Here is a 25,413-nt window from a genome sequence, read left to right as displayed (position 1 = left end):
TATGGGGTGGGTTTAAGATGAACGAACGCTTGCTGGTCGCTGATGATGATCCGAATATTACCGATGTGTGCCGCAGGTATCTGGAACGGGAAGGGTATGTGGTCACCACCGCCAAGGACGGCTTGGAGGCGTTAGAGCTATGGCGCAGCCAGCCGCCCAGTCTGATGGTGCTCGATCTGATGATGCCGCACAAGAACGGCTGGGAGGTGTGCAGCGAGATCCGGCAGACCGATGATCTCCCGATCATCATGCTGACGGCGCGCGGCGAGGAGCAGGACCGGCTGATGGGGCTGACGATGGGGGCGGATGATTACCTGACCAAGCCCTTCAGTCCAAGAGAGCTGGTGCTGCGGGTGCAGGCGATTCTGCGCCGGATGAGAGTTGTCCAGGTATCGCCCGCTACCGCTGCGGAGCACACGATTAAGTACGAAGGGCTGACTATCGATGTAGGGAAGCGCACCGTGGAGATCGGCGGGCAGGCGATGGACTTGACGGTGACCGAGTTCGAGCTGCTGTATCTGCTGGCCAGCCATCCGGGGCAGGTGTTCTCGCGGACGCAGATTCTGAGCAAAGTCTGGGATTTCAGCTACGAAGGAGACACGACCACAGTTACTGTGCATATAAGAAGATTACGCGAGAAGATTGAACCCGCTCCCTCCGACCCGAAATATATCAAGACGGTCTGGGGCATCGGCTATAAGTTTGCGGGTGACGGTATCTGATGAAGCTGCGCACCTATCTGTTGTTGTCCAGCTTCACCGGCATCGGCGTCCTGCTGGTCTGTCTCTTCGTCAGCTATTCCCGGATGCTGCTCACCATTGACCAGCTCTACTACCTCTCCGGCATCACCGCCGGCATCGCCCTGTTCTCTTTCATCGTGCAGCACCTCCTGACCCGGCCGGTGGAGAAGTCCATTGCCCGGATTACCGAGCAGACGGTGCGGATTGCTGAGGGGGATTTCCACACCGAGGTTCCCACGATTGGCCCGCACGAGTTCAAGCTGATGGCCCGGCAATTCAATGAGATGAGCAGTAAGTTAAAAGAGAGCTTCGACCATCTCCACCAGTCCGAGTCCGCCCGGCGGGAGCTGATTGCTAATGTCTCGCATGATCTGCGGACCCCTCTCGCCTCCATTCAGTCATTCGTGGAAGCGCTGGAGGATGATGTGATCAAGGACGATGCGACCTTCCAGCGGTATCTGAACACCATCCGGCTGGAGACGAAGCGGCTGGCCGGGCTGATTCAGGACCTCTTTGAGCTATCCAGCCTGGAGGCCAGCGGCGGAACCTTCGACCCGCAGCCCTGCCATGCGGATGAGCTGCTGATCAGCACGCTGGAGAGCTTCTCGTTCCATCTGGCGGAGAAGCAGCTGAAGGTAGAGATCGAGCTGCCGGATAAGCTGCCTGCGGCCCTGATGATGCCCACACAGATTAAGCGGGTGCTGTCCAATCTGCTGCAGAATGCCATTCAGCATTCTCCCGCGGGCGGAAATATCGTGCTGGCGGCTGCCGAGGACGGCCCGTTCCTGCGCATCTCCGTGACGGATGAAGGCCAGGGAATCGATGCGGCGGAGACCTCACGCATCTTCGAACGCTTCTACCGGATCGATAAATCACGCAGCAAAAATAGCGGCGGCGCCGGGCTAGGTCTCGCCATCGCCCAATCGATTGTTGAGCTGCATGGCGGCGAGATTGGCGTAGACAGCATTAAGGGCGCGGGCAGCCGCTTCTGGTTCACCGTTCCGGTCTATACCAGCCGGTAAGCTTGGCGCTGTAGCGAAGCAGTACTTTATAAGGGGGTGATGGAGATGGCGGGTGAGCTTGTTTTTCTGCTTGGTGTGTTTGGCGCGGGGGGGCTGTCGTTTTTTGCGCCATGTATCTTGCCGCTGCTTCCGGTCTATGTCTCGTATCTGTCGGGAAGCATGGCTGGCGGTACGATGGTTCAGGGCACAGATGCGGCAAGCGCCTTCCGGTTCCGTTCGGTGTTCCTGCTGCGGACATTATTGCTCGTGCTCGGACTCTCGGTCGTGTTCATTATTCTGGGCTTCGGCTCCGGCATCCTGGGCAATCTCATCTCAAGCCCCCGGTTCATTGCCGTCTGCGGAGTCATCGTGGTGCTATTCGGCATCTATCAGACGGGACTCATCAGGCTCTCCTGGCTCGAACGGGAAAAGAAGCTGTCAAGCCAGCGCGCCACCAAGGGAGGATATCTCGGAGCCTTCCTGCTTGGCCTGACGTTCAGCTTCGGGTGGACGCCCTGCATCGGCCCGGTCCTCGCGGGGATTCTCAGCATCGCCGCCGGTGAAGGCTCCCCGGCCTACGGTGGATTCCTGATGCTGCTGTATACGCTGGGTCTGGCGATTCCTTTTCTCATCCTGGCCGTCTTCTCGGAGGTTCTGCTCCAGCGGATTCGCCGCCTGTACCGGTACATGGGCGGCATCAAGATCGCTTCCGGCTGCCTCCTGGTCGTCATGGGGCTGCTGCTTATGACCGACCAACTGAACACATTGGTAAGCTGGATTCAATAACGGAAGGAGGAAGCAAGCATGAAGAAGACATGGAAATGGTTCGGCATGCTTCTGGTCATTGGCGGATTGCTCGCGGTCCTTGCCGCCTGCGGCGTCAAGCCGGAGGCAGACGCAGGCAAGACAGATTCTGCCGCAGCTATGAGCAAGGGGAAGCCGGCACCGGCATTCGCCTTGCTGGATCTGAAGGGTGATTCGCTGAAGCTGGAGGACCTGAAGGGTAAGCCGGTCTATGTGAAATACTGGGCCTCCTGGTGCTCCATCTGTCTTGCCGGTCTGGAGGAGCTGAATACGCTGGCCGGACAGGAGAAGGATTTCGAGGTGGTATCGATTGTAGCCCCCGGCTACAAAGGCGAGAAATCCGCTGAGGAATTCACGGACTGGTTCAACCGGCAGTCATATGACAATCTGACCGTGCTGCCTGACGAAGATGGGACATGGGCGAAGGAGTTTCAGGTACGGGCGTATCCGAGCTCTTTTTATATCGATGAAGAAGGAATGTTAGTAAAATCCCTCCCGGGCCATGCCTCCAATGAACAGATTAAGGACACGTTCGCGGGTATGAACTCCGCCGCTTCAGCCGCCACCCCGGTGCCAGCAGTCACGACCAACAATATACCTGACAAGGATCTGCGGAATCTGTATCTGGCGGGCGGCTGCTTTTGGGGTGTCGAGGCTTACATGTCCCGCATCCAGGGCGTTCAGGACGTTACCTCCGGTTATGCCAACGGGGAAGGCGAGAATCCGACCTACGAGGATGTCATACGCGGGGACCGGGGGTTCGCGGAGACGGTGCATGTGAAATATGATCCGAAGCAGGTCACCCTGAAGCAGCTCCTGGAGGCTTATTTCAAGGTCATTGACCCAACCAGCCTGAACAAGCAAGGCAATGACCAGGGCGTCCAATACCGGACGGGAATCTACTATTCGTCCCCGGAGGATGCAGCGATCATTCAGCAGGCCGTAGCGCAGGAGCAGACGAAGTATGACAAGAAGATCGTAACGGAGGTCCTTCCTCTTCAGAACTACTATCTGGCGGAGGAATATCATCAGAATTACCTGGCGAAGAACCCGGACGGGTATTGCCACATCGACCTGAGAATCCTGGACGGGCAAGAGCCGGTTATTGATCCGGTCCAATACCCGCGCCCTTCAGATGCAGAGCTCAAGCAGCAACTTACCGCTGAACAATATGCGGTAGCCGTCAATAATGATACCGAGCATGCCTTCAGCAACGAATATTGGGATAACTACGAGCCCGGCCTGTATGTCGATATCGCCACCGGCCAGCCGCTGTTCTCCAGCAAGGATAAATACGACTCCGGCTGCGGCTGGCCCAGCTTCACGAAGCCCATTGCCCCGCAGGTCGTCACCTACCACACGGATACCAGCTTCGGTATGGAACGCACCGAGGTGCGCAGCCAATCCGGCGACATCCACCTGGGTCACGTCTTCGACGACGGCCCCGCTGACCGCGGCGGCAAGCGCTACTGCATCAACAGCGCCTCTATCCGCTTCATCACGCTGGACCAGATGAAGGGGGAGCATTACGGATATTTGATGGGGCTGGTGCAGTAGATCCGACAAATATAGACTTTTTCCGTGTAAATTCTAATTGAAAGCCTATCAGTTAGCTGCTAGTATTAATGGTTGATTAGTTATACCGGGACTAATGACTCATGATGATAAAGGAGCGGGCAATATTGCGCAGAAGAGCTATTCTGATCATTCTGATCAGCTTCATTGGTTGCTCGCTCATCCCCCTTTCGGTGTTCCTGAACAGAGATTACGGGGCGCAGCACCTTCAGGTACGGAAAGGCGTTATGGATCTTTCTACGTGGAACCCCGCCGTGGATAAGCGCATTAAGCTGGATGGAGAGTGGGAGTTCTACTGGAATCAGCTGCTTACTTCCGGCGATTTCAAGGCAGTGAACCCGCCCAAACCGATGATCTGGATGACAGTTCCCTCCCCCTGGAACGGCAGTCTGGTCGAAGGGAAGCCTATTCCGGCCTTTGGCTACGCCACTTACCGTATGGTGCTGAAGAATGCCCCCGCTAACACTGTTTATGCGATTAAAAAGACCAATATCCGCTTCTCCAGCGCCATATTTGTCAATGGTCATAAGCTGTTTGAAGATGGCGCGCCAGCAAGCAACTCCTCCTCTTATGTGCCCGGAAATAAACCGCAGATCGGCTTTTTTTCAGCGGCTGGTGAAGCGGAGATTCTCATTCAGGTGGCGAATTTCGATTATGTCAACGGCGGAATCCCGGTTTCGCTGTACTTTGGCGAGCAATCAGCGATGATGGAGCATCAGCAGAAGAGCACAGCAAGAGAGTTCACCATGCTGGCCAGCCTCAGTACGCTCGCTATGGTGTGTCTGATCTGCTATTTGGTGGCAGCCTTTTACCGCAAGCGGGACATTACCCTTCTGCTGTATTCCCTTATCTGCTTTCTCTATACTCTTTATCACGGCCTTGTCGGTGAACGTCCGCTGCTCTTGTTCATGCCCGATGTTCCTTTTGTAGTTATATATAAAGTCAAGGACATCTTCTCCATCCTCTGCTTCATTCTGCTGACCTTCTTGTTCAACCAGATGTCACGCAGCCTGGTTTCCTTAAGACAGGCGCGGCTGGTAGCCGTATTTCTTGGCGGCTTCGTCGTCCTGTCGATCCTTCTGCCGATCCGTGCATACACAGAATTCTCCACGTTTATCGGAGTTTGCTATGAAGCGCTTCTGTTTGCCCTGCTCTGGAGGGCAGCTTGGTTTCACATCCGCGGCCCTGCCGCCAATGCCCTGAAGTCGCTGCTGCTGTTCCTGGTAACGCTCACCCTCAACCTTTATTCAGTCGATGCCCTATTGCTTGGGATGTCCATCAAAGAGGACCTTGTTCTTGCGCAATTTTATATGGTGGTCTTTAATCTGGTAGTCATACTCTTGATCATCCTCTGGTTCTTCGAAGCTTACAATACCATGGACAAAATGCGAATCCGGCTGCTGGATATGGACAAGCTCAAGGATGAATTCCTGTCTGCCACCTCCCATGAGCTGAAAACACCGCTCAATGCCATCGTCAGCATCACGGACACCCTGCTGAAGGGAGCGGAGGGTCCGCTGACGGACAATCAGACCCGTAATCTGGCTATCGTAATGGGAAGCGGAAGAAGATTAACGCTGCTGGTAAATGAACTGCTGGATTATTCCAAAATGAAGCACGGCGACTTCAAGCTGTACCCCGGCAGCGTGGATCTGCGGGCGGTTGCAGATTCCGTTCTGCGGATTCATTGGTTTCTGCTCGGCGGAAAAACGATTACCTTCGAGAACCGGATTCCGGCGGATTTCCCGGCTGTGCGGGCAGACAGCAACCGCTTGATTCAAATCCTGCATAACTTGCTTGGCAACGCAGTGCAGTATTCCGACAACGGGCTGGTGAGTATTGAGGCTGAGGTACAACGCGGATGGGCCAAGATCAGTGTCCGGGATACCGGATGGGGCATTCCCGTTCATATGCTGGAGCGGATCTTTGAGGACTTCGAGCAGGCGGAGCGCCCGGCAGACAAGCCTTCTGGCGGAACCGGTCTCGGACTCAGCATCACCCGGAGGCTGGTCGAGCTGCACGGGGGAACCATTCACGCAGTCTCAAGCCCCGGGGAGGGATCGGAGTTCTACTTCACATTGCCTCTGGCAGATCCTGATGAGCAGCAGCAAGAGAGCTCCGAGCATCCCTGGGAGAAGGAGCTGCCTCAGGTAAGGGCAGGAATGCTCCAGCCTGTGTACCCCCAGGTCATTGCCGGCAGACTTAATCAATGGATCCTCGTGGTGGACGATGACTATGCCAATCTCCAGGCCATGGTCAGTCTGCTATCGCTTGCCGGCTACTCCATGGTTGCTGTACACCGCGGCCAGCTTGCTCTGGATGAGCTCACCCGCAGGGCAGATTTTCTCCTGGTGCTGCTGGATATTGCGATGCCGGACATGACGGGCTATGAGGTTCTGGAGCAGATAAGAGCCAAGTATTCCCTCTTCGAGCTGCCGGTGCTCATGCTGACGGCCCGTAACAAGGCTGCCGAGATCCGGCTGGCGATGGAGAACGGAGCCAACGATTATGTGGAGAAGCCCTTTGAAGCCGAGGAGCTGCTCGCCCGCATCCGCAGTCTGATTCAACTGAAGACCGCTGTAAAAGAAGCCCGTGACAACGAGATTGCCTTTTTGCGTGCACAGATCAATCCGCACTTCCTCTATAATGCGCTGAATGCCATCGCAGAATTATGTGTGGACGAGCCGGATCAGGCGGAGGAGCTGACGCTCAAGCTATCGCATTATTTACGGGCCAGCTTTGACTTCAAGCAGCTTGCATCGCTGACGACCCTTGAGAAGGAGCTGAATCTGGTTAGAGCCTATGTCTATATTGAAAAGGTGCGCTTCGGAGACCGGCTGCAGGTAGACTATGAGATTGAGGTGGATACAGCAGTTCCCATCCCGCCGCTGATGCTTCAGCCGCTGGTCGAGAATGCCATCCGGCATGGGCTGATGGCCGGTTATCAAGGCGGCCTGGTCAGACTGTCCGCTGTCCGGCTGGACAGTGGCGAGATCCGGTTGGCCATTGAGGACAACGGGCAGGGAATGAGCCCTGAGCTGCTCGAAGATTTACAGAAGGCCGATATAGATAAAAAAGGAGTAGGGCTATGGAATATCAGACAGCGCTTCAGGCTATTGTATGGCCGGGAGCTACAGATTGAGAGCAGCATGGGGAACGGCACCAGAATTTGGTTCGATCTTCCAGCTGAGTCTTTAATGCATTAGGGGGTGAATAGATGCTGCGGACAATCATTGTCGATGATGAACAGCCTTCACTGAAACGGCTCAGCCGGATTCTGTCAGAGAGCGGTGAGATTGAGGTCTGCCAGACCTTCCAGAATCCGCTCATGGCCTATGAATATGTCAGGGAGAACCCTGTGGATGTTGCTTTTCTGGACATTTCTATGCCGGAGGTACACGGGATGAATCTGTCCAGGCAGATTCACGAGCTGTACCCGGCCATGGACATCGTATTCGTCACCGGCTATGAGGAATATGCCCTTCAGGCATTCGATATTAACGCGACAGACTACATCCTGAAGCCGGTATCGGCCGAACGCGTGAGGCAAGCCCTGGACAAAATCCAGAGGCGGCCGGTACGCCCGCAGGCGGAGCCTATGCTTGAGGTGTACATGTTTGGCGGGTTTAAGCTGGTGCACCCCGGTCCGGACAGGAGGCCCCTTAAGCTGAGGAGTCCCAAGACGGAGGAGTTGTTCGCTTTTCTCCTATATAAGCGCTCTGTCAGCCGTGACGAGATCATGGATACCCTGTGGAGCGGGTTTGATTCCGACAAGGCGAGCAACAACCTGAACAGCAATCTATATTATATCCGCAAGGCTATCAGTGATAGCGGGCTTAAGGTCTGCCTGCTGGCGGGCCGGAATGAAGTACAGATTGTAGAGAATTCCCTGTCCTGTGACCTGTATGTGTTTGAGCAGGTGCTGAGGGAAATCCGGCTGGGCGGAGACGGGCGCAAGGAACGATTGAAGCAGGCGGCAGCCTGGTATACCGGACCTTTCCTTAAGGGCAAAACCTATGAGTGGGCCGGCACCAAGGCACGCCGTCTGGAGCAGGATTATATGGAGCTGCTGGAATTGGCCGCCCGTCTCTTTCTGGAGCAGCATGAGGTGGAACAGGCATTGCAGGCCTATGAGCAAATCCTCCTGACCGATGCCCTGCGTGAGGATATCGCCGTGCACGTCCTGCGGCTGTTGATCGGACTGGGGCGGACCAGCGAGGCCATCCGGCGGTACCGCAAGCTGGAGGAGGTTCTGCTGCAGGAGCTCGGAACGCAGCCGGGCGCTCCCATCCGTGAGTTGATGCACCATTTAATCAGGTAAGCAGACAAAAGCCGATTGCCCGGAAACAGGCAATCGGCTTCTTTCGATTAAGATTATGCTAACGGATGATCTCGATCCGCTGGTCTTGCGGGAACCACATGACATAAGCTCCCAGAGTTTCCGAGACGTAACGCAGCGGCACCATGATTCTGCCGTCAATCGCTTGCGCAGGTACGTCCATTCCTGCAATTAATTCTCCCAAAGTCATAGTCAGCACTTTACCGTTAAGCGTAATGGTAGCTGTTTTGCTTGCGTGATCCCACTTGACTTCAGCACCCAGAGCTTCCGCTACAGCGCGGATTGGCACCAGGGTTCTTTGTTCCCGGATCACCGGCGCTACGTCGTTAACCTTATCAAGTGCTCCGATGGAATACGCCTTACTGTCAATCTTGAACGTAATCTTGGTAACGGAATCGGCCTTAACAATACTGTACAAGCTGAAGCTGTCGGTATAGAACTCGAAGCTGTTTGTTTCCGGAAGATAGACCCCGCCCAGCTTGATCGTCTTATATGTGCCATCTGCCTGAGGCACGAACCGGACTGCTGTCAGATTTGTTGTATCACCAGTCAAGCCTAACTCCTTCAAGTTCACTGTAACTTTGACCGGCTCCGCGAAGCTCTTGATTTTCGTACTTGTACCATTGGAGTAATTCAGCTGGGCAATCAGGTCCAGAACCTTCCCGCCGAGCGGCTGCAGTCCAGCCTGATCCAGCTTGGCTCCTGCCAACACCTCATCGTTTTTGGACTTCTCTGTCAGAAGGGCTCCTAACTCCAGGGAAGTCTCCAGTCCTTGTCTGAGCTCAGGTACGTTCAAGCCATTCTTGCCAAAATCAATCACTGCCAATGTGGATTCAAGAATGACCGGCTTTACAGCCTTCATGATGGCTTGAACCTCAGACGCGGCAGCCTTCACCGTGCCTTGTCCCGTTTCAACAGTGTTCAGCCCATCTGTAATTTTGGTCGACGGCTGTACTACAGGCTGCGTAGCTGACGGTTGCGCCACAGTTGGCGTAGTTGGTGTAGTGGACGGCGGTGTATAAGGATCATCCGTCTTCTTGATGACTGATGCCAGGAAGGCATTATAAGCCGCTGTTAACTTCTCATTGGCTTGGTCAATCTCAGCTTGTGATGCCGCCGAACGGATGACCTCTTCCGCCGCCGTAATTGCAGCCTGCAGAACGGCCTTTGATCCCTCCGGATACTGGCCTGCGCCGCTGCCCTCTGTGCTTTCATTCAAGAGAGTTGTCGCTGCATTAATTTTCGTCTGAACCTCTCCGCTGTCGCCAACTTTAATGACTGCCGCCTTAAATGTAGTGATCGCTGACTCCAACACCGCTTTCGCTGCGTCGATCTGCGCTTGCGTTGCCGGATGATCCAAAACATCCTTCGCTGCGGCAACCGCAGCTTCCAACGCTGTTACAGCTTCGGCCGGGTATTGGCCTACGCCTTCGCCTGTAACGCTGTCTTTCAGCAGCGTTCCTGCTTCCGTCACTACTGCGCCAGCTTCTTCGCTGTCGCCTTTTGTATTCACTTTAGCTTTAAATGTGGTGACTGCTGCTTCCAAAGCCCCTTTCGCTGCGTCGATCTGCGCTTGCGTTGCCGGATGATCCAGCACTTCCTTCGCTGCCGCAACCGCTGCTTCCAACGCTGTGACAGCTTCGGCCGGGTACTGGCCTACGCCTTCGCCTACAACGATGTCTTTCAGCAGCGTTCCTGCTTCCGTCAATACTGTGTTAGCCTCTTCGCTGTCGCCTTTTGTGTTTACTGTAGCTTTAAATGTGGTGACTGCTGCTTCCAACTCCGCTTTCGCAGCGTCAATCTGCGCTTGCGTCGCCGGATGATCCAGCACTTCCTTCGCGGCTGCAATCGCTGCTTCCAATGCTTTGACAGCTTCAGCCGGGTACTGGCCCACGCCTTCGCCTGCAACGCTGTCTTTCAGCAGCGTTCCTGCTTCGCTCACTACTGCGCCAGCTTCTTCGCTGTCGCCAGCCTGTATCTGCGCCTTCTCAAACACATCGGCCGCATCTACAAGGGCTTGGTACGTAGCATCAATCTTCACTTGCGAAGATGGTTTATCGAGCACTAGCACTGCTGCATCGAATGCTGCTTGCAATGCTGCCACTGCTTCAGCCGGATATTGCCCAACTCCATTTCCTGCTTCGCTGCCCTCCAAAAGCCGGCCTATCTCTTGAATTTTTTCAAGAGCTTTCGAGTTATCGCCAATTGGAATGATTCCAGCTTTGAACAAATCTGTTGCGTCTTCCAATACCTCATAGGCATGGTCTATCTCTTCTTGGGTAGCTGGTACGCTGATCACGTTCGCCGCGGCAGTAACCGCTGCTTGCAAAATCGCTTTTGAACCTGCCGGATATTCTCCTGCGTCATCGCCCTCACTTACACTATTCAACAAGGTTGTCAACTCAGCAATGGCTGCCTGAAGCTTTGTACTATCTCCTTCGGGAACCACGGAGTTCTGAAACTCTTCAACTGCATCCGCAAGTTCTTGGAGTGCCTGCTCTATTTCTTCTTGAGTAGATGGCCCTCCCAATACCACGTTTGCCGCCTCAATCGCTGTCATGAACAACGCTTTGACTTCAGGCCAATATTGTCCTGCGCCATAGCCCTCCGGGCTAGTATCATATAACGCCGTTGCCTCCGATATCGCTGTTAGAAGCGGCATATAATTGCCTGCCTGAATCTCGGCATTTTCGAAAGCTTTGATGGCTTGTACTATAGCTTGATAGGCTGCATCGATCTGTTGTTGTGTCCCGGAGGAGTCAATCAGAGTCTCAGCATCTGCAATAGCCTGTTCCAAAGCATCGAAGGCTTCCGAAGGATACTCTCCGACATGATTGCCCTCTACACTATTTTGCAAAAGGTCCTTTGCATCATGAATTTTGTCCTGAAGGAGCGTGCTATCCCCAGGCTCAATTCTTAATAATTCAAAATCCTGCAACGCAGCAGTTAAGTTATTAAATGCCTGATCAACTTCTGTTTGCGTGGATGACAGGTTGATCAACGTATTCCACGCAGCATCTATGGAGCCCTGGAGGATGGCCTTCGAATCTTCTGGATATTGTCCAACTCCGGTGCCTTCAACACTGTTGTTTAAAACTGACTTGGCGTTTTCGATGGCACTCTGAAGTGCTTGTTTGTTCGGTCCGGTATTCTGGGAATCGAGGAAAGTCTGGATCGCATTCACCAAAACCTCGTAAGCTGCATTAATTTCCGCTTGAGTTCCCGGGTTGTTTACCGGGTCAGTCACCCATTGTTCTGCGGCAGTGATGGCACTGCGCAAATCGTCGAATGCCGAAGAAGGGTATTGTCCTGAATCATTACCTTCTTCTTTAGTAACCGTAAGGACCCAGGCCTCATGGATCTTGCCCTCAAGTGCGGTGGTATCTCCTTGCTTAATTTTAGTGTTATTAAAAGTTGTGATTGCGGTATTCAATGCTTGATAGGCAGCATCCAGCTCAGCTTCCGTGGCAACATTGTTCAACCCCTCATTAGCGGCAAATATAGCAGCTTCCAACGCGTCTTTTGCCTCAGCGGGATATTGGCCTATACTTGTCCCCACGTCGGCATCCTCCCATAACAGCTGCGCTTCATTAATTTTCGCCTGCAGCAGCTCTTTTTTATCCGGCTCCGGGATTTGTGCATCAATGAGTTCCTGCATCGCTTTGGATAGAGCTTGATAAGCCTCATCAATTTTCTTTTGTGTCGTCGTTAAAAAAATCGTATCCTGTGCCATTGAAATAGCATTAGCTAAGGCTGAGTGTACTGCTTCCGGATATTGTCCAGGTTCATCGCCTACTTTACTCTCAAGGTAAAGGTTCCAGGCTTCATTAATTTTCACCTGAAGCGGTGCAGGATCACCTGCTTTGATTTGTGCAGCGCGGTACTCCTGTATCGCATAATATAACCTTTGGTAGGCATCATCAATTTCATCTTGAGGAGGTGCCGGGTTGTTTAGAACACCCTCTACTGACACAAGGGCAGTCATGAGTGCAGCCTTTGCTTGAGGAGGATAATCTCCAATCCTTTCACCTGTTGAGGTATCCCAATAGAGAAATCTCGCTTCATCATATTTATCCATAAGGTCCGATTTACTCGCTCCCTTAATGGCATCCGCCTTAAATGACGTTATGGAACCCACCAAATCCTGATAGGCAGCATCAATTTGTGCCTGGGTTGTAGCTGTATCCTTTGCGCGGGAGGCTGCTTCGATAGCTGTATTAAACGCATCCATCACTTCTCCCGGATATTCCCCAAAACCGTTGCCAGCTACTGAAAAAGCATATAAATCCTTCGCTTCATTAATCTTAGCAATCAAACCAGCTTTATCTAGCTCAGGCTCTCCAGACCCATTGTCCGGTGCTTCAGCCAGCTTAACCGTCAAAGCCCCCTCCAACGAGTTCGTATCAATAACCTCGGGATATTGCAGGAATCCCCCGTCTCCATCCAACATCGTGAAGAAATAAGTCAGTTCATAGGCATTGGAATCTCTCATCATACTGGAGACCCTGTCAGTAATGTCTACAGAAAATACTGAACTATTGCCGCCTTCCCGCACCAGATCTACGATGTCGCCCGGTAACATACCAGAGGCGTTCTTATAAAATGTTCTGATCTGTACCTTGTTAATCCCATCATCCAGAGCCGTTGCTCTTACGATGAGATGATTAAGATCGCTTGTATCCAGCAGCGTGTGGGATATTCTTGGCTGAGAAGGCTGCGGATTCCCCGCACCAGAATTCACCACAGTAATAGTATGAACCGTATAAAAATTATCCGGCAATACCGCTCTGATGGTAATCGTTCCAGCGGGCGCTCCTTGATCAATAATCAGTCTATTGCCCTCAAACCGCTTGCCGACCGGATTATCGTCTACAATGGATAATTGAACAGAATCCGGACTATAAGACGCCTCCCCGTCATAAAAGGTAACACGAATGTCTGCCTCATACGATTCATCCGTAACATCAACAGTATCCTCCAGGAATATCAACCCGGAAGGCAGCTGCTTCGCAAAATTTGCATCCTCTCTGAGTACCGGATCAGCAGCATGGATTATGCCCCCCGGTATAACCATGATAAACACTAGCAACAAGGCAATTATCCGTTTAAATCTCAATGCCTTTTCCCCCATTATTTTCATTTTTTCCGCATTAATTTATTCTACACGACAGCGCTAAACGTAGAATAAACAAGAAAGAGCCGGAGAATCTGGCCACGACGTGTATTGATCTCTATCCGTTGGAGCAGGCAGTCCAGAATGTGCTTTACGGAAGCACTTCTAGAGGCTCAGGGACATCTCGGTCTGGGCTTGTCGATTGCCAGGAAGATTATCCAGTCGATGAAGGGCACGATACAGGCATAGCTCCTGGAGGATGCGATCACTTTTGAGATTAGGCTGGAAATAGAACAAGGCGCTCCACGTTAACTGTGGAACGCCTTGCTGTGCCGTGTCACCGGCCGTAATCCCTTATCTCAAAGGCCAGTTTCGAGTTAAGTCAAGCGATGAACAGACCATACACTGCCTGAGGATGAACCGCCAAGCTGCAGCGGAATCGTTAAACCGTCTGCTTCATAGAATAAGCCGATTACATCGCCTGCTGCCAGTTCAAACTCCCCGGACAGCGTTACGGTGCCATTCCCCAGGATCGTCCGCAGGGTCAGCACAAACGCAACGTTAATATTGAGCAGCGGGAACATTCCGGTGACCAGATCGGTTACGGTTGGCGAGGTTCTCCGCACGACAAAGACTGGATTCACTCCTGTTCCTAATGAAGCAGTGATCGCAGCAGTAGTGCTGTAATTAATGGTCGCCTCAAACGAATACCGGCCCGATTCCGGGATTGTATAGTTACCCGTAGCTTCATCAAATGCCGCACTGCTATAGAAAGGCGAGGTCACTGTCCAGCCCGTAAGCTGAGTGCTGGCAGCGGTTGAGAACGCAGGCAGGAATACAGAGAAGCCTTCGGTTGCAACGTTCGGACCGGTGGCACCAGTGGCACCAGTAGCTCCGGTCGCACCAGTGACTCCCATTGCTCCGGTTGCTCCTGTCGCACCAGTGGCTCCAGTTACTCCGGTCGCACCTGCCTGCCCGGCAATACCTCTGGCTCCGGTTGCTCCTGTTGCACCAGTGGCTCCTCTTACTCCCTGTACTCCCGGTATTCCCGGTGCTCCGGTCGCACCAGTGGCTCCAGTTACTCCGGTCGCACCTACCTGCCCGGCAATACCTCTTGCTCCGGTTGCTCCCGTTGCACCAGTGGCTCCTCTTACTCCCTGTACTCCCGGTATTCCCGGTGCTCCGGTCGCACCAGTGGCTCCAGTTACTCCGGTCGCACCTACCTGCCCGGCATTGCCTCTTGCTCCCGTCGCTCCTGACGCTCCAGTAGCTCCCGTTACTCCGGTCATACCAGTGACTCCCCTTGGTCCCTGCACTCCCGTTGCTCCTGTTGGACCTGTTGGACCTGTTGGACCTGTTGGACCTGTTGATGATATGCTCATCGCTCCGTCTCCCTTTCTCAGATTTGAGTATCTACCAAATCACCAACCTCTACTGAATCTATCTCATGTGGAAGCTACCAGTAGAAAGGTTGGTTTATACAGTAATATTCTTCTTAACGGTTCCCGTGTGTGTTTTACGGCTTCAATCCGGCACATATCCTGTAAAAATGGGAGACAACACATAAAGACCCTATCAGCAGCCCGGTGCATGCGTCCGGCTGGCTAATAGGGGCCTGTAGGCTTGAACGAAGATACCCGCTCCTTTAGCGGGTAATATAGGATCTGACACCGATAGATGGCGGTTTTGGGATTGTCTTTTTCCGCTGCCTGAGGGCCAATGCGTGAGTTTCCGAGTGAAGCGATATAGGTAAAATCGGAGTAAAGCCCCTCATCCGTCAGGTAAGCCGAAATCCGGCTGCCCGGCACCCGCTCCCGGTTGAGCGAAGAAATTATCTGCGCAGCGCTCTTAATCCCCAGCCCGTGTCAAAAGAAAACCGCCACGAACAAGTGGCGGCACGAAATAATGACAGTAGTATGAATATTTCCTCTGGATGCGGTATCTACTTATTGCTCCCGATCAGCGAGCTTAACCGCTCCAGCAGATCGCCGCCGCCCGTAACCGAGATAGAGCCGATCCGGTCGCAGATTTTCTCCAGGAATTCCAGCTCCTTGAGCCGGAACAGCGTCTGATTCTCATCCATCAGCTTCGCCGTGTTCAGCAGGCTGCGAGTCGAGGCTGTCTCTTCCCGGCGGGTGAGCAGGTTGGCCTGGGCTTTTTTCTCAGCGAGCAGCACGGTGTTTAGGATCTCCTTCATATCTCCCGGCAGAATAACATCCTTCACCCCCGCCCCGAGGAAGCGCACCCCGAACTCTTCCTCCTTCTCCCGGATACGGTCCAGGATGAACGTCGCCACATCCTCCTTCCGCTTCAGCAGATCGTCCAGTTTCAGTGTCCCGACATACTCCCGCAGCAGGAGCTGAAGCTGGATGTGAATCTGCTCATCGAAGTCCTTCATCTCCAGCACACGGTGCGGACTTACGATCCGGTACTGGCAGACGAAGTTCAGGCGCAGCGTGACCTTATCTTCGGTCATCATCTCCTGGCCGAGCAGGTCCATCTGCTGCTGTCTCAGATCGACCTTCTTGGTCAGTACCGAGACCGGTCCCTTCCAGAAGTAATACTTCCCCGGTGTCAGCTCCCGCTGAAGCGTATGGTCATAAAACAGGAACCCCAGCTCGTAGCTGGCGATTTCGCAGCTCTGCACGTGCGGCGCAATCCGTGCGATGATCGAGCGGTCGATCCCGGCGGGCAGCTCCGGTACACGGATGTCGGTGTGGACGAAGGTGTGCTTTTTGAGCAGATTCCAGAACGCGTACACCCCCGGCTTCAACACCTGCATGAACTGACCCTCCTCGTAGTGCAGCACCAGCTCATGATCCTGTACCCGAACCACGTCCAGCTCCCGGAGGAGCTCCTCATCCTGTAAGAACAGTTGCAGGTCCTTCCCCCCAGCGCTAAAAGGCTTAGTAATATCCACTACTGCCACAGTATACTGCGACCAGGAGAAATAACGGTAGGTCCCCGGCAGCAGCCGCTTCACATAGCTTCCTTTATGAAAGAGCAGACCGCGCTGGTCCGCTTGAATCGTAATTGGCTTCAACATCGTATGTATTCCCCCCTTCATGTGATGACCAATGGATGACAGAATCCCGCTGCGGACCCGGACGGAATCACGCTTGAGACAGCCGCTCTGCCGGGAGATCCGGGAGGACTGCCTGAGACCTGAGACTAACCCAACCTTCAGCCAGCCTTCGTGCCCTTCTGTCCTTGCCCCAGTCTCCGCAAGCTTCCCTGCTGCCGGTATCCACGGATTACAAAGCCCTGCCGCAGTGCGCTATGCCAGCCGCCAGGGATTCTGTTCATTGGTTTCTTTACTCTGATTGTGCTCAATAGTCGCTCGATGGAAATCGAGTAGTGTAACCAACGTCGCTGCGAAAGCGATCGGGGAATCGAACCCCTTGGTTGCTCTTACCGAAAAGGAACGTACAGGATACCGTAACATACATGCCGGCACTGCGGGATCACCAGAGATCCCCGCCTCGTTACGCCCGCCCGGATAAGAACCGGATGTAGGATCAACGCGCTCAGCGTTATCTACAGGGTCTATCATCGCCGATCTGAGCGGTAACGAACATGGCGGAAGTATTACGAGGGAAGAATAAATTTCCAGAGAGGAGTTTTTAGAGGCATGAAAAAAAGCCCAAAGGCAGGTGGGGGAGCCTGCTTTTGAGCTTGAGTAGGGGATTTGGTTTGTGTATTCAAAATTACTACAAAAGAAATAGACCGCCCTCCCCAAAGGATTCGGTCTATTTCTTGACTGGTTTACCTTTTGAAGCCACTGCCCTTAAAAGTGACGATTGCTTCGAGAGTCATGTTACCAGCACGGCTTTCTTTTTTCATTATACTTTCTTTTGCCCATTGCACCGCTCTCTTAGAATTACTCAGTAGCCTGGAAAAGCTTAAGCTTATGAAGTAGCTTTCTGCGAGAGCTTTTAGGTAATGCCTGTGGAGGTATACCAAGCATTGACCCTAATGATTTCGTTCGTGACTCTGGTTGTGTAGATTCTCTCTTTCCACAAAAAGAATCAGGCCACCCCGGCCAAAGGTAAGCGTCCTATTTCAGTAGATAACCTTTTGAAGCCACCGCCCTTAAAAGTGGATACTGCTCCGAGAGTCGTGTATCGAGCACGGCTCTCTTTTTTCATTATACTTTCTTCTGCCTATTGCCCCACTCTCTCAAAACTTCTCATTAGCCTGAACCCACTCATCCGGCGAGATCCATTGGAAGAGTCTGCGCTGTTCGTATATTCAAATATTTCCATTCATGGTATAATCGCTGAAGCAATAGAAAGGCTTATATGGGCGGTCGGCTAATCTCCCGGAAGGGAGGTGACGCCAATGGAGGTTTATCAAGCATTGTCCCTGATGTTCATGTTTGGCATGTTCATTATCGCGCTGCTAAATTACCTCAAAAAGAAATAGACCGCCCTTCTGAAGGGTAGCGGTCTATTCTTTAACTGTCTTACCTATCTGAAGCCGCCGCCCTTAAAAGCGGCTATTGCTCCGAGAGTCGTGTTCGCAGCACGGCTCTCTTTGTATTCTACGTTTTTTCTGCCTTTACTATACCACAAATCAGTTCATAAAGTAAGAAAATGTATGAAGTTATCTACCATCCCGAATCTCCATCAGCAGCTTCCCCAGCATATTGCCGCCCTTCCCGTCCCCGCCGTCTCCCCAGTAGGCATCATTCGAGGTATGCTCAACAAGCGTGCAATCTCCGGTAGATAGCAAGGTAGACTTGATTACAGGATGCTGTTCGACCTTGGCCACGAGCGCTTCCCGCATCACCTGCAACTTACACTCCTCCCAATCCGGGCGCAGCGGCCGATTCCGCTCCCGACCCATCCTGGCTGCGATCATTGGCGTACTGGCAAGCCGGATCTCCTCTTCATGCTCAGTCCCTGCGAACTTCTGCGCCTGGAAATAATACTCCGTTGTCGCCCACTCCTTGCCTTTTAACAGAATCGGATACTTCGCAAAATTAGAAAAGCAGCCGTAAGGCTTATCCGTCTCATAGAAACGTATCACACGCGCCTCTGGCTTAGCCGATAAACCTTCCTTTCGATGTTCATCTTGCAGCTTTTGAATGTGTTCCGGGGTGTTCATGGAAGGCCTGACCTCCTTGTGTTTTTACTTGATCCGTGAATTGAAAATCACATAATCCGGCGCTGTGGTCACATTAATCGTGAATGACAGAGCTCCTGCCTTAGGAGTCGCCTGCGTAGGGCCGGGAAGCTGCCGGACTACGGTCTGCCCTTGACTGTTCACAGCGACGAACTCCAAGCTGGAAGCTCCCTTGGGAATAACAGACCCGGAGACATTAAGCACACTGAGGCTTAGCCTGAAGCCTTTCCCGTCGGCAGACTGCGTCATTAGTGTCGGATAAAAGGGATTCTGCTTCTCCCCAGGCACATCTCCAAACGGAGTCACGCTCTGCCACGCCTTGGCCTGCGGCAACACTGTATCCCCTCGGCCCTGCACAAGTAGTACATTGCGGTTAAGCACGTTAGACATGTTCTCCCATTTCAGCTTTTTCAGCCCGGTGAGTATTGGGTTCATCGGCGCAAACAGTACGCCATCCCGCAATTGCGGGGACACTCCCAGCGCTAACGCACTTCCGTCTTTGGTTACCGCCGTAGCCTGCCCGGCCCGCAGCTTCCCCACACTCTCCCCAAGCAGCGAGATAGTGGTGCTCTTGCTGGCAGCGTCATAGGTCAGCTGTGCACCCAGCGCACCTGCAAACGCACGGACAGGCACCATTAATTTACCCTCCTGGATATAGGGCGCCAGCTTCCCCGGAAACAGCACATATTGGTTATGGATCAGCAGCGGCCTAATCTGATTCCCCACTACCGGTGCAGCCTGCGCCGGAGCCGCCGTATGTACGAGTGGCAACAGACCAGCGCATAGCAGCATAATCAAGGTTTTCATAGCAAGCCGAAAGAATGGATGATGGCGATGATTCATGATTGTTCTCTCCTTTTTTCAAATATTCCGCACCTCCACAACTCTCCCCAAATCCACATACTCCTCATGATCCAGCCTCACCTGCACCCGGCCCTTGCGGCGCTTCTCCCGCCATTCCCGTAGCTCAGTCTCAGTATCCAGGCGAAGCTCGGCAAGCTCCAAGGCCCGGTCCAGAATGTACTTGCTGGTATGGAGCACCGTGAGAATCCCTTGTCCCCCTAACGCGATAGGGTCGGCTAACCTTTTCCACTCTTCAATGGTGAACCGCACATACAACTCCTCTTCTGTACCCGGCCGGCAGGGAACCTCGGTAATCTCCTTACGCCGCAGCACCTGCCAATCCGCTACCTTGCCTACCCAGTGAATGCCTGTTTTGGCCGGATCAATGAACTTCTTGCGGGATTGGCACATGGCGATGTATTCGATCTGGGTCAGCAGCTTCTGGCTGGCAAGATTCTTAAGCGGCATATGATAAAAAGCGTTCCGCACCGCCACCCCAACCTGCCCCGGCCCCCGGACTGATCCCACCAGTACATTCTTGCCCGCCAGCTTATCGGCATAATACTCCTTCGTGCCGCGCGGGCGTGTGGAGCGTTCGTAGGCTTTCTCCGGGCTGTCGCGGATAATCTCCTCCAGGAATTGCTCCACCAGACCTGTGGCATTCGGCAGGAACGGGAAGGCACCGATGTTGAGCAGCTCAATGCTGCGGTAGAACTTGTGGCTCTTGAACCGCTCCTCATCCGGGTAAGGGAATAACACATATGCCCCGAACATGCTGCGCTCATACTCCCCCGAGCCCTGCTCCTGATACACGATCGCGTCCCGGTAGCGGTGCATCGTATTAATGTCGTCCTCCTCCGGCCCGGGCTGCCTGTACCTTTTCTCATAGGGAGTGTCGGGATAGGCAGGATTCAACCGGTACTTAGCGTCAAAAACATACTTATACTCCTTAACCTGCCCCGCATCCTTCTTCTTCAGCGTAAGCACATTGTCCGGGCGCTGGCTCAGTGTCGGCGTCTTATCCCTCTCAGGTATGGCGTTATAATACAGAATGAACTGCTCCCCGTTGACCGGATTCTCATAGACCATCTGCGCACTCTGCGAACGGTCCAGCGTCACGAAGATCCCGCTCCGGTTCACCCGGATGATATCCTGCTTCACCAGCTTATACTTCTGCCCCAGCAGCTGATTCAGCTTGAGGAAGCACCAGTACTCATAGAGCTGCGCGACATCCTTCATGGAGAGGCGAAGGAGATCCCCTTGGATCGACAGGCCTTTGAGCAGCATGAGATAGCAGCGGTAGACCTCCCGGTAACCAGGAGCCATTTGCAGCACCAATGTCACGGACATCTGCTTCAGCACACCAGCCTCACGAACAAAGTCCATTTGGAGCACCCGGTCGATCTGCGTGAGCATGGAATCCAGCCTTGTAATCAGCAAAGGGTCTGAGGTTCGGCTATTCTCCCTCCAGCGCTTCTTCAGCGCCTTCAGCTTTCCGTGAATTCTCTCCAGCATCCAGCGGACAAAACGGTTCTCATTCGTATCATAGGCGAGGCGCTTCCGCGTCTCCATCAGGTGTGTGGCCGTGTAGCTCCGGTTGTTGATGCTTAAGAACCCATGCTTCGCGTCCTCCCGTAACCGTTCAGGGTGCTTGGCGAGCTCGCGGATGTTCTCTCTTCCGGCTTTTTTGACCCGATTGGCGTCCATCAGACGGCGGTCCTGGAGCAGCGCATAGTTAGGGTTCTTGTTGATCCGCTCAACAGCCTCCAGTAGCTGTCTGAAGATATGCTGGAGAATCGCGAAGAACTCCGTCAGGCTCTGATGCTGCGTCTCCCGCAGCCCGGTGAGCTGGTAGGTGCGGCGCAGGAAGTCGAAGGCCAGATTATAGATCTGTGCATTCACTTCATGCAGAAGGTTCTGGTAATCCAGCTTGTAATCCATCTTCGAGGGGAAAATCTCCATCTCCACCCGCAGCAGCGTCCTCCCGTCACCCCGGATCTCCAATTCCGTCAGTCCGACCTCATTCCTGAAGTTCAGCACGCCCGCCAGAATCGAGTCCCCCAGCGGCTTCACCGCCTGCCGGAGCAGCACATTCTCATGATAGAACGTAAGGTTCGCCGCCCTTTTATGCTGAAGCACCAGCTCGTAAGACTGGGTCTCATAAAAGCAAGGAAAAGCCCTCTCTCCCGGCACCCAATCCACCAGCCCATAGGCTTCGGGCGAGAACACCTTAATCTGCACCTCACCCAGCCGCTCCGGGCAACTTATGCCAAGCGTGGCCTCCACCCACTCCTGCTCCGGGGAACGATGCAATTGCAGCGTCTCCACCGTAGGATGATAGGGCTTCCCCTGGAGATACAGCGTGAACAGCTCCGTCTCCACACGCAGCAATTCGACCGCCTGATCACGAGAGCCAGTATGAGGTGAATCCATCTTCCTCCAGCCTCCTCAGCATGTAAGCCATTTTGCGGGCGCTCTGCGGATGCTTCACCCCAGGCGGCGTCTGCCCGCCAGACCACTTCAGATAGAGCGGAGAGGCATCCTCCATGAGCGATTCGATATTCACAGCTAATCCGGTACCATTGCCAATGGCCTCCTTCATCAGGCCCAGCAGGACCCGGCGCACCGAGGAATGACTGCCTTGAATGCGCGGGAGAAGCTTTTGCAGGAGCTGCCAGTCGAACGCCTCTTCCTCATCCATCAGGCCATACCGCTCGTTATAGATCATATAGAAGCACACCGCATCCCGCACCCGGAACCCCACATGAGCATGAATATCCTCCAGCAGCGCGTTGATCCTAACCAATCTCACGGTCGTCCGCACCACAAGCTCCTGATGGGTATCGTAGGCATCTGCCAAGGAGAGATAATCGGAACGGAGGAACAAATGATTCAGCTCCGCCAGCTCAGCGGCACCGTCCGCCTCCTGCGTCATCGCCTCTGGATACTGCTGCAGATTGATGTAATTGAACTCCAGGGTGCTGGCGCGGTCGAGGACTTTTTTGCTAAAAGGGTGCGTGGTCTCGTCCATATTCACCGTCCCGATCAGGAACACATTCTCCGGGATGCCCAGGCCGCCGTACTTCAGCTCATCCTCAGGCGTACCCAGCAGGGCAGAAGAGATCAGGGCCTGTGTCCGAATCTCCCCCTCCCGCCACTCCTGCGTCTCCAGCACACTTAACAGATCACTGAAATAATGCTCCACCCGGGCCAAGTTCATCTCATCCAGGCAGATAAAATACGGCTTATGCCGGTTCTCCCGCTGCCGCGCCTCCACGAACACCTGCGTCACCGGCCCCGGCTGGAACCGCCCCGCCAGATCCTTATACCCCAGCAGATCCGCAGGATCACTCCAATCCGGCCGCACCGGAATCAACGTGAACTGCCCATTATCCCGCACCGCCCCCAGCGCCTCGGCGAACAGCTTCACCAGCCTCGTCTTCCCCGTCCCCGAGATCCCCGCCAGAATCACAAACGGCTTCGCCTTCAGCGAGAGATAGAAGTTCTCAATCAGATGCTCCGGGAAAAAGAAGCCCTGGCGGCGGATGTGGGATTGGATGTGGTGGAGGAGGGTTGAAATACTAGTATCGGATGGCGGTAAAATAGGAATCACCTCACGTAAGCTCTCCTGTGCAGAGGCCGCTTCATCTGGATCAAGAATAGCAAACTCCGGCCAATTCACTTCTGCCGTAAGCGATTGAAGCACTTGAAGGGCTTGTCTTGAGAAGCGGAACAAATAACCCTGATTCACTCCGCCTCCAGTATGGAGCGGTCCTTGAGTGATATTCAGTTGCATGATTTGCTGATTGAATTGTTGCAGCGCAATGGACGGAATCAACTCTACATATGTGGTACGGATCAACCGCCCCTCTTCCTGCCAACCTGTATTCGCCATAGAGCTTGGCTTAGGAGCTTCCACTGCCGCAGCAGTAACCTGACTAACATAACGAATGGCTTTATTCGAGTAATGAAGAATGATATCGCCTTCCTGAACTTCCTTCATCGTCTCCCAGTGATAGAGTTTACGCCCTTGTGTATTCAGTAGAGGCGCCCACAGAATTCCCTCTTCCTTCTCCGCCTGAATAGAAGTCCCCTGATTAACCCACCATACGCTAGGATTCGGCTTATAGGTAATGAACTCTAGACGGTATTCAAAAGGAACACCTGTCGCATAGAAATCTATGTATTCCGCCTGATCTTCGGGGACGACGACTTGGGGCTTCTTCACATCCATATCGGATTGTTGATTTTCTCTTTCTTGCAAGATGTAGGAGTAGGAATGGGAGAAAGTTCTTAGTAATAAACCCCTAAATATTTTATTTCCATTATAACGAAGGTGAAGCACTTCGCGGCCTGTAGATTTTTGATTAATATTAATTAATATTGCTTCATAGCTTCGCTCATCATGAACTAACTTAATCGGGTGCCCTTTACCCAGGTTTGGTTGTTGACCTTGATTAGCCTCCAGGAAATCAGGATAAAACTCCACCGGAATATGAGTGCCATCACGAAAGATAGAAAAATCTACTTTCTTACGCCCAATTAAGTTAGGAATCTCTGTATCCTTCCACCAGCTTCGTAGTTGTTTGATCATCTCGGTTAACTCCAGTCATCAGGATTTACAATATGTATGGTAATTCGACAATATGGGAAGGATTCCCTGCCATTAATGGGCATAAGAAAAGGACTGTCGCATGAACAGCCCAAACAAGTAAGCATATGTTTTTATCTATTCTTATTCTGAGAGAACAGAAGGAGCATTAAAGGATTGTGCAAGTTGCATTCCATCCTTTAGCCCTTGTAGATATAAGCGTTCATAAATGACGGATTGCTTTATCGAAAGCTTGTCCTCCCAGTTTTCAAATTCTGGCTTACAGGCAATATCCATAGAAGCAAATAATGCTCGAAAAGCTTCTCGCTCTTCATTGAAAGCTAGCCTAGGCTCTGATTCATGTTCGATTATTGCGCTTACTTCCACCATTCGACCTTGGATTGTTTCTATAAACCATGCTGGAAAGCTCACTGCATCTCCTCCATATTCAGTAGTTTAAAAGTTCCCCTTACCTGCTGCATCTTTTTAAACAATAATATTTCTTTAAAATTTTAATTATTAATGTAATATAAAATATGTAATTCTCCATGTGTATTTGTTTTATTAAATTGTAAACTATATAAGCATCATTTTAATGCGAATATCGAATATAAAAAAATTTATGTGACCAAACCAAATTAAAGCAACACCAAGGGGCTCTGATCGAAAAAACATCATATAGTTTAGCTTTGTGGCTATACGAAAACTTATATAAATGAAACAGAAGAATTTACTTATGAGGCCACGGACCCTCGGATATTTTTGAGTCCGAAAAGTTTGGCTTGTTTAGATAGGTTTTGTGCGTTGGAAGACGTTGTGTGGAGTTGAAAACTAGTGAAGGACTAGGGGGGATTAACCAAATTATCGAACGAGATTTAGCAATCAAGGGGATGTATGTATAATGTCTCAAATAGAGGGAAATGAAGCAATGTCCTACTCCACTTCTTCACTAGGAAGATAGATCCACGTTCGCGAGCTTTAAAAAAGCAAAAGAATTGACTAAGAACAAACTTGCCGAATTGGCGTCACTCACTATATAGCTGCATAAGAAAAAAAGAGATAGATAGGAGCAATTAGAAATACTGAAAATTTTCAAAGCGTTGGGATGCCATCATTCAAGGATAAAACACAAGGCCAAAAAGCACTTAATAGATACTTCATTTTTATCGAGAAATAAAATAACACAAAAAATAGAAGGGCTTAACCCTAACTGTTAAAATAATATTATGAATACAAAGAATAGCGGTAAGGAAAACTCTCGCTATTCTTTGTATTTAGCC

17 protein-coding genes are annotated in these 25,413 nt (G+C 52.5%); 8 read left to right on the top strand and 9 right to left on the bottom strand.

Going from position 1 to position 25,413, the window contains the following annotated elements:
• The first annotated feature begins 17 nt into the window (after window positions 1–17).
• From MHI24_RS20245 to MHI24_RS20220, 6 genes are all read left to right on the top strand, one after another.
• On the top strand, window positions 18–722 hold the full coding sequence (locus tag MHI24_RS20245; protein WP_340021333.1) for a response regulator transcription factor: 705 nt from the start codon (window positions 18–20) through the stop codon (window positions 720–722).
• Window positions 722–1,762 carry an ATP-binding protein gene (locus MHI24_RS20240; RefSeq protein ID WP_340021332.1) on the top strand — a complete coding sequence of 347 codons (1,041 nt, stop codon included), beginning with the start codon at window positions 722–724 and terminating at the stop codon, window positions 1,760–1,762. The genes MHI24_RS20245 and MHI24_RS20240 overlap by 1 nt, the downstream gene beginning before the upstream one ends.
• A gap of 45 nt (window positions 1,763–1,807) precedes the next feature.
• Entirely contained in the window at window positions 1,808–2,527 is a 720-nt protein-coding gene (locus MHI24_RS20235; RefSeq protein ID WP_340021331.1) for a cytochrome c biogenesis protein CcdA, read from the top strand.
• 18 nt (window positions 2,528–2,545) lie between these two features.
• Window positions 2,546–4,102 carry a bifunctional peptide-methionine (S)-S-oxide reductase MsrA/peptide-methionine (R)-S-oxide reductase MsrB gene (msrAB, locus tag MHI24_RS20230; RefSeq protein ID WP_340021330.1) on the top strand — a complete coding sequence of 519 codons (1,557 nt, stop codon included), beginning with the start codon at window positions 2,546–2,548 and terminating at the stop codon, window positions 4,100–4,102.
• Window positions 4,103–4,227: 125 nt separating this feature from the next.
• Window positions 4,228–7,326, top strand: coding sequence for an ATP-binding protein (locus MHI24_RS20225; RefSeq protein ID WP_340021329.1), 3,099 nt, complete (start codon window positions 4,228–4,230; stop codon window positions 7,324–7,326).
• An 11-nt stretch (window positions 7,327–7,337) separates the two neighbouring features.
• Window positions 7,338–8,441, top strand: coding sequence for a response regulator (locus MHI24_RS20220; protein WP_340021328.1), 1,104 nt, complete (start codon window positions 7,338–7,340; stop codon window positions 8,439–8,441).
• Window positions 8,442–8,499: 58 nt separating this feature from the next.
• Here MHI24_RS20220 and MHI24_RS20215 read toward each other — a convergent pair whose 3' ends face one another.
• On the bottom strand, window positions 8,500–13,575 hold the full coding sequence (locus MHI24_RS20215) for a stalk domain-containing protein (RefSeq protein ID WP_340021327.1): 5,076 nt from the start codon (window positions 13,573–13,575) through the stop codon (window positions 8,500–8,502).
• Window positions 13,576–13,716: 141 nt separating this feature from the next.
• Between MHI24_RS20215 and MHI24_RS20210 the strand changes: the two genes are divergently transcribed.
• The gene (locus tag MHI24_RS20210) at window positions 13,717–13,821 is read left to right on the top strand and encodes an ATP-binding protein (RefSeq protein ID WP_340021326.1); all 105 of its coding nucleotides are present in this window, start codon (window positions 13,717–13,719) and stop codon (window positions 13,819–13,821) included.
• A 128-nt stretch (window positions 13,822–13,949) separates the two neighbouring features.
• On the opposite strand, the gene MHI24_RS20205 is transcribed toward MHI24_RS20210, so the two are convergent.
• The 3 genes from MHI24_RS20205 to MHI24_RS20195 all read right to left on the bottom strand — a co-directional run bounded on the left by MHI24_RS20205 (window position 13,950) and on the right by MHI24_RS20195 (window position 16,618).
• The gene (locus MHI24_RS20205) at window positions 13,950–14,861 is read right to left on the bottom strand and encodes a collagen-like protein (RefSeq protein WP_340021325.1); all 912 of its coding nucleotides are present in this window, start codon (window positions 14,859–14,861) and stop codon (window positions 13,950–13,952) included.
• A gap of 315 nt (window positions 14,862–15,176) precedes the next feature.
• On the bottom strand, window positions 15,177–15,380 hold the full coding sequence (locus MHI24_RS20200; protein WP_340021324.1) for a hypothetical protein: 204 nt from the start codon (window positions 15,378–15,380) through the stop codon (window positions 15,177–15,179).
• Window positions 15,381–15,514: 134 nt separating this feature from the next.
• On the bottom strand, window positions 15,515–16,618 hold the full coding sequence (locus tag MHI24_RS20195) for a slipin family protein (protein WP_340021323.1): 1,104 nt from the start codon (window positions 16,616–16,618) through the stop codon (window positions 15,515–15,517).
• Between the two features lie 1,295 nt (window positions 16,619–17,913).
• Between MHI24_RS20195 and MHI24_RS20190 the strand changes: the two genes are divergently transcribed.
• Window positions 17,914–17,997 (top strand): putative holin-like toxin, encoded by an 84-nt coding sequence (locus MHI24_RS20190; RefSeq protein WP_219214875.1) that lies wholly within the window; start codon window positions 17,914–17,916, stop codon window positions 17,995–17,997.
• A 180-nt stretch (window positions 17,998–18,177) separates the two neighbouring features.
• Here MHI24_RS20190 and MHI24_RS20185 read toward each other — a convergent pair whose 3' ends face one another.
• The 5 genes from MHI24_RS20185 to MHI24_RS20165 all read right to left on the bottom strand — a co-directional run bounded on the left by MHI24_RS20185 (window position 18,178) and on the right by MHI24_RS20165 (window position 24,565).
• The gene (locus MHI24_RS20185; RefSeq protein WP_340021321.1) at window positions 18,178–18,603 is read right to left on the bottom strand and encodes an NADAR family protein; all 426 of its coding nucleotides are present in this window, start codon (window positions 18,601–18,603) and stop codon (window positions 18,178–18,180) included.
• A 102-nt stretch (window positions 18,604–18,705) separates the two neighbouring features.
• Entirely contained in the window at window positions 18,706–19,542 is an 837-nt protein-coding gene (locus MHI24_RS20180; protein WP_340021319.1) for a copper amine oxidase N-terminal domain-containing protein, read from the bottom strand.
• 18 nt (window positions 19,543–19,560) lie between these two features.
• Window positions 19,561–21,975, bottom strand: coding sequence for a restriction endonuclease-like protein (locus MHI24_RS20175; RefSeq protein WP_340021318.1), 2,415 nt, complete (start codon window positions 21,973–21,975; stop codon window positions 19,561–19,563).
• Window positions 21,947–23,776 carry an AAA family ATPase gene (locus MHI24_RS20170; protein ID WP_340021317.1) on the bottom strand — a complete coding sequence of 610 codons (1,830 nt, stop codon included), beginning with the start codon at window positions 23,774–23,776 and terminating at the stop codon, window positions 21,947–21,949. Before MHI24_RS20170 ends, MHI24_RS20175 begins: the two co-directional genes overlap by 29 nt.
• Window positions 23,777–24,277: 501 nt before the next feature.
• Window positions 24,278–24,565, bottom strand: a complete 288-nt coding sequence (locus tag MHI24_RS20165) for a hypothetical protein (RefSeq protein ID WP_340021316.1) — start codon at window positions 24,563–24,565, stop codon at window positions 24,278–24,280.
• Between the last annotated feature and the right edge of the window lie 848 nt (window positions 24,566–25,413).

This window comes from Paenibacillus sp. FSL K6-1096, assembly GCF_037977055.1.
Taxonomy (GTDB): domain Bacteria; phylum Bacillota; class Bacilli; order Paenibacillales; family Paenibacillaceae; genus Paenibacillus_AQ.
This window is presented reverse-complemented; position numbering and strand designations above follow the sequence as displayed.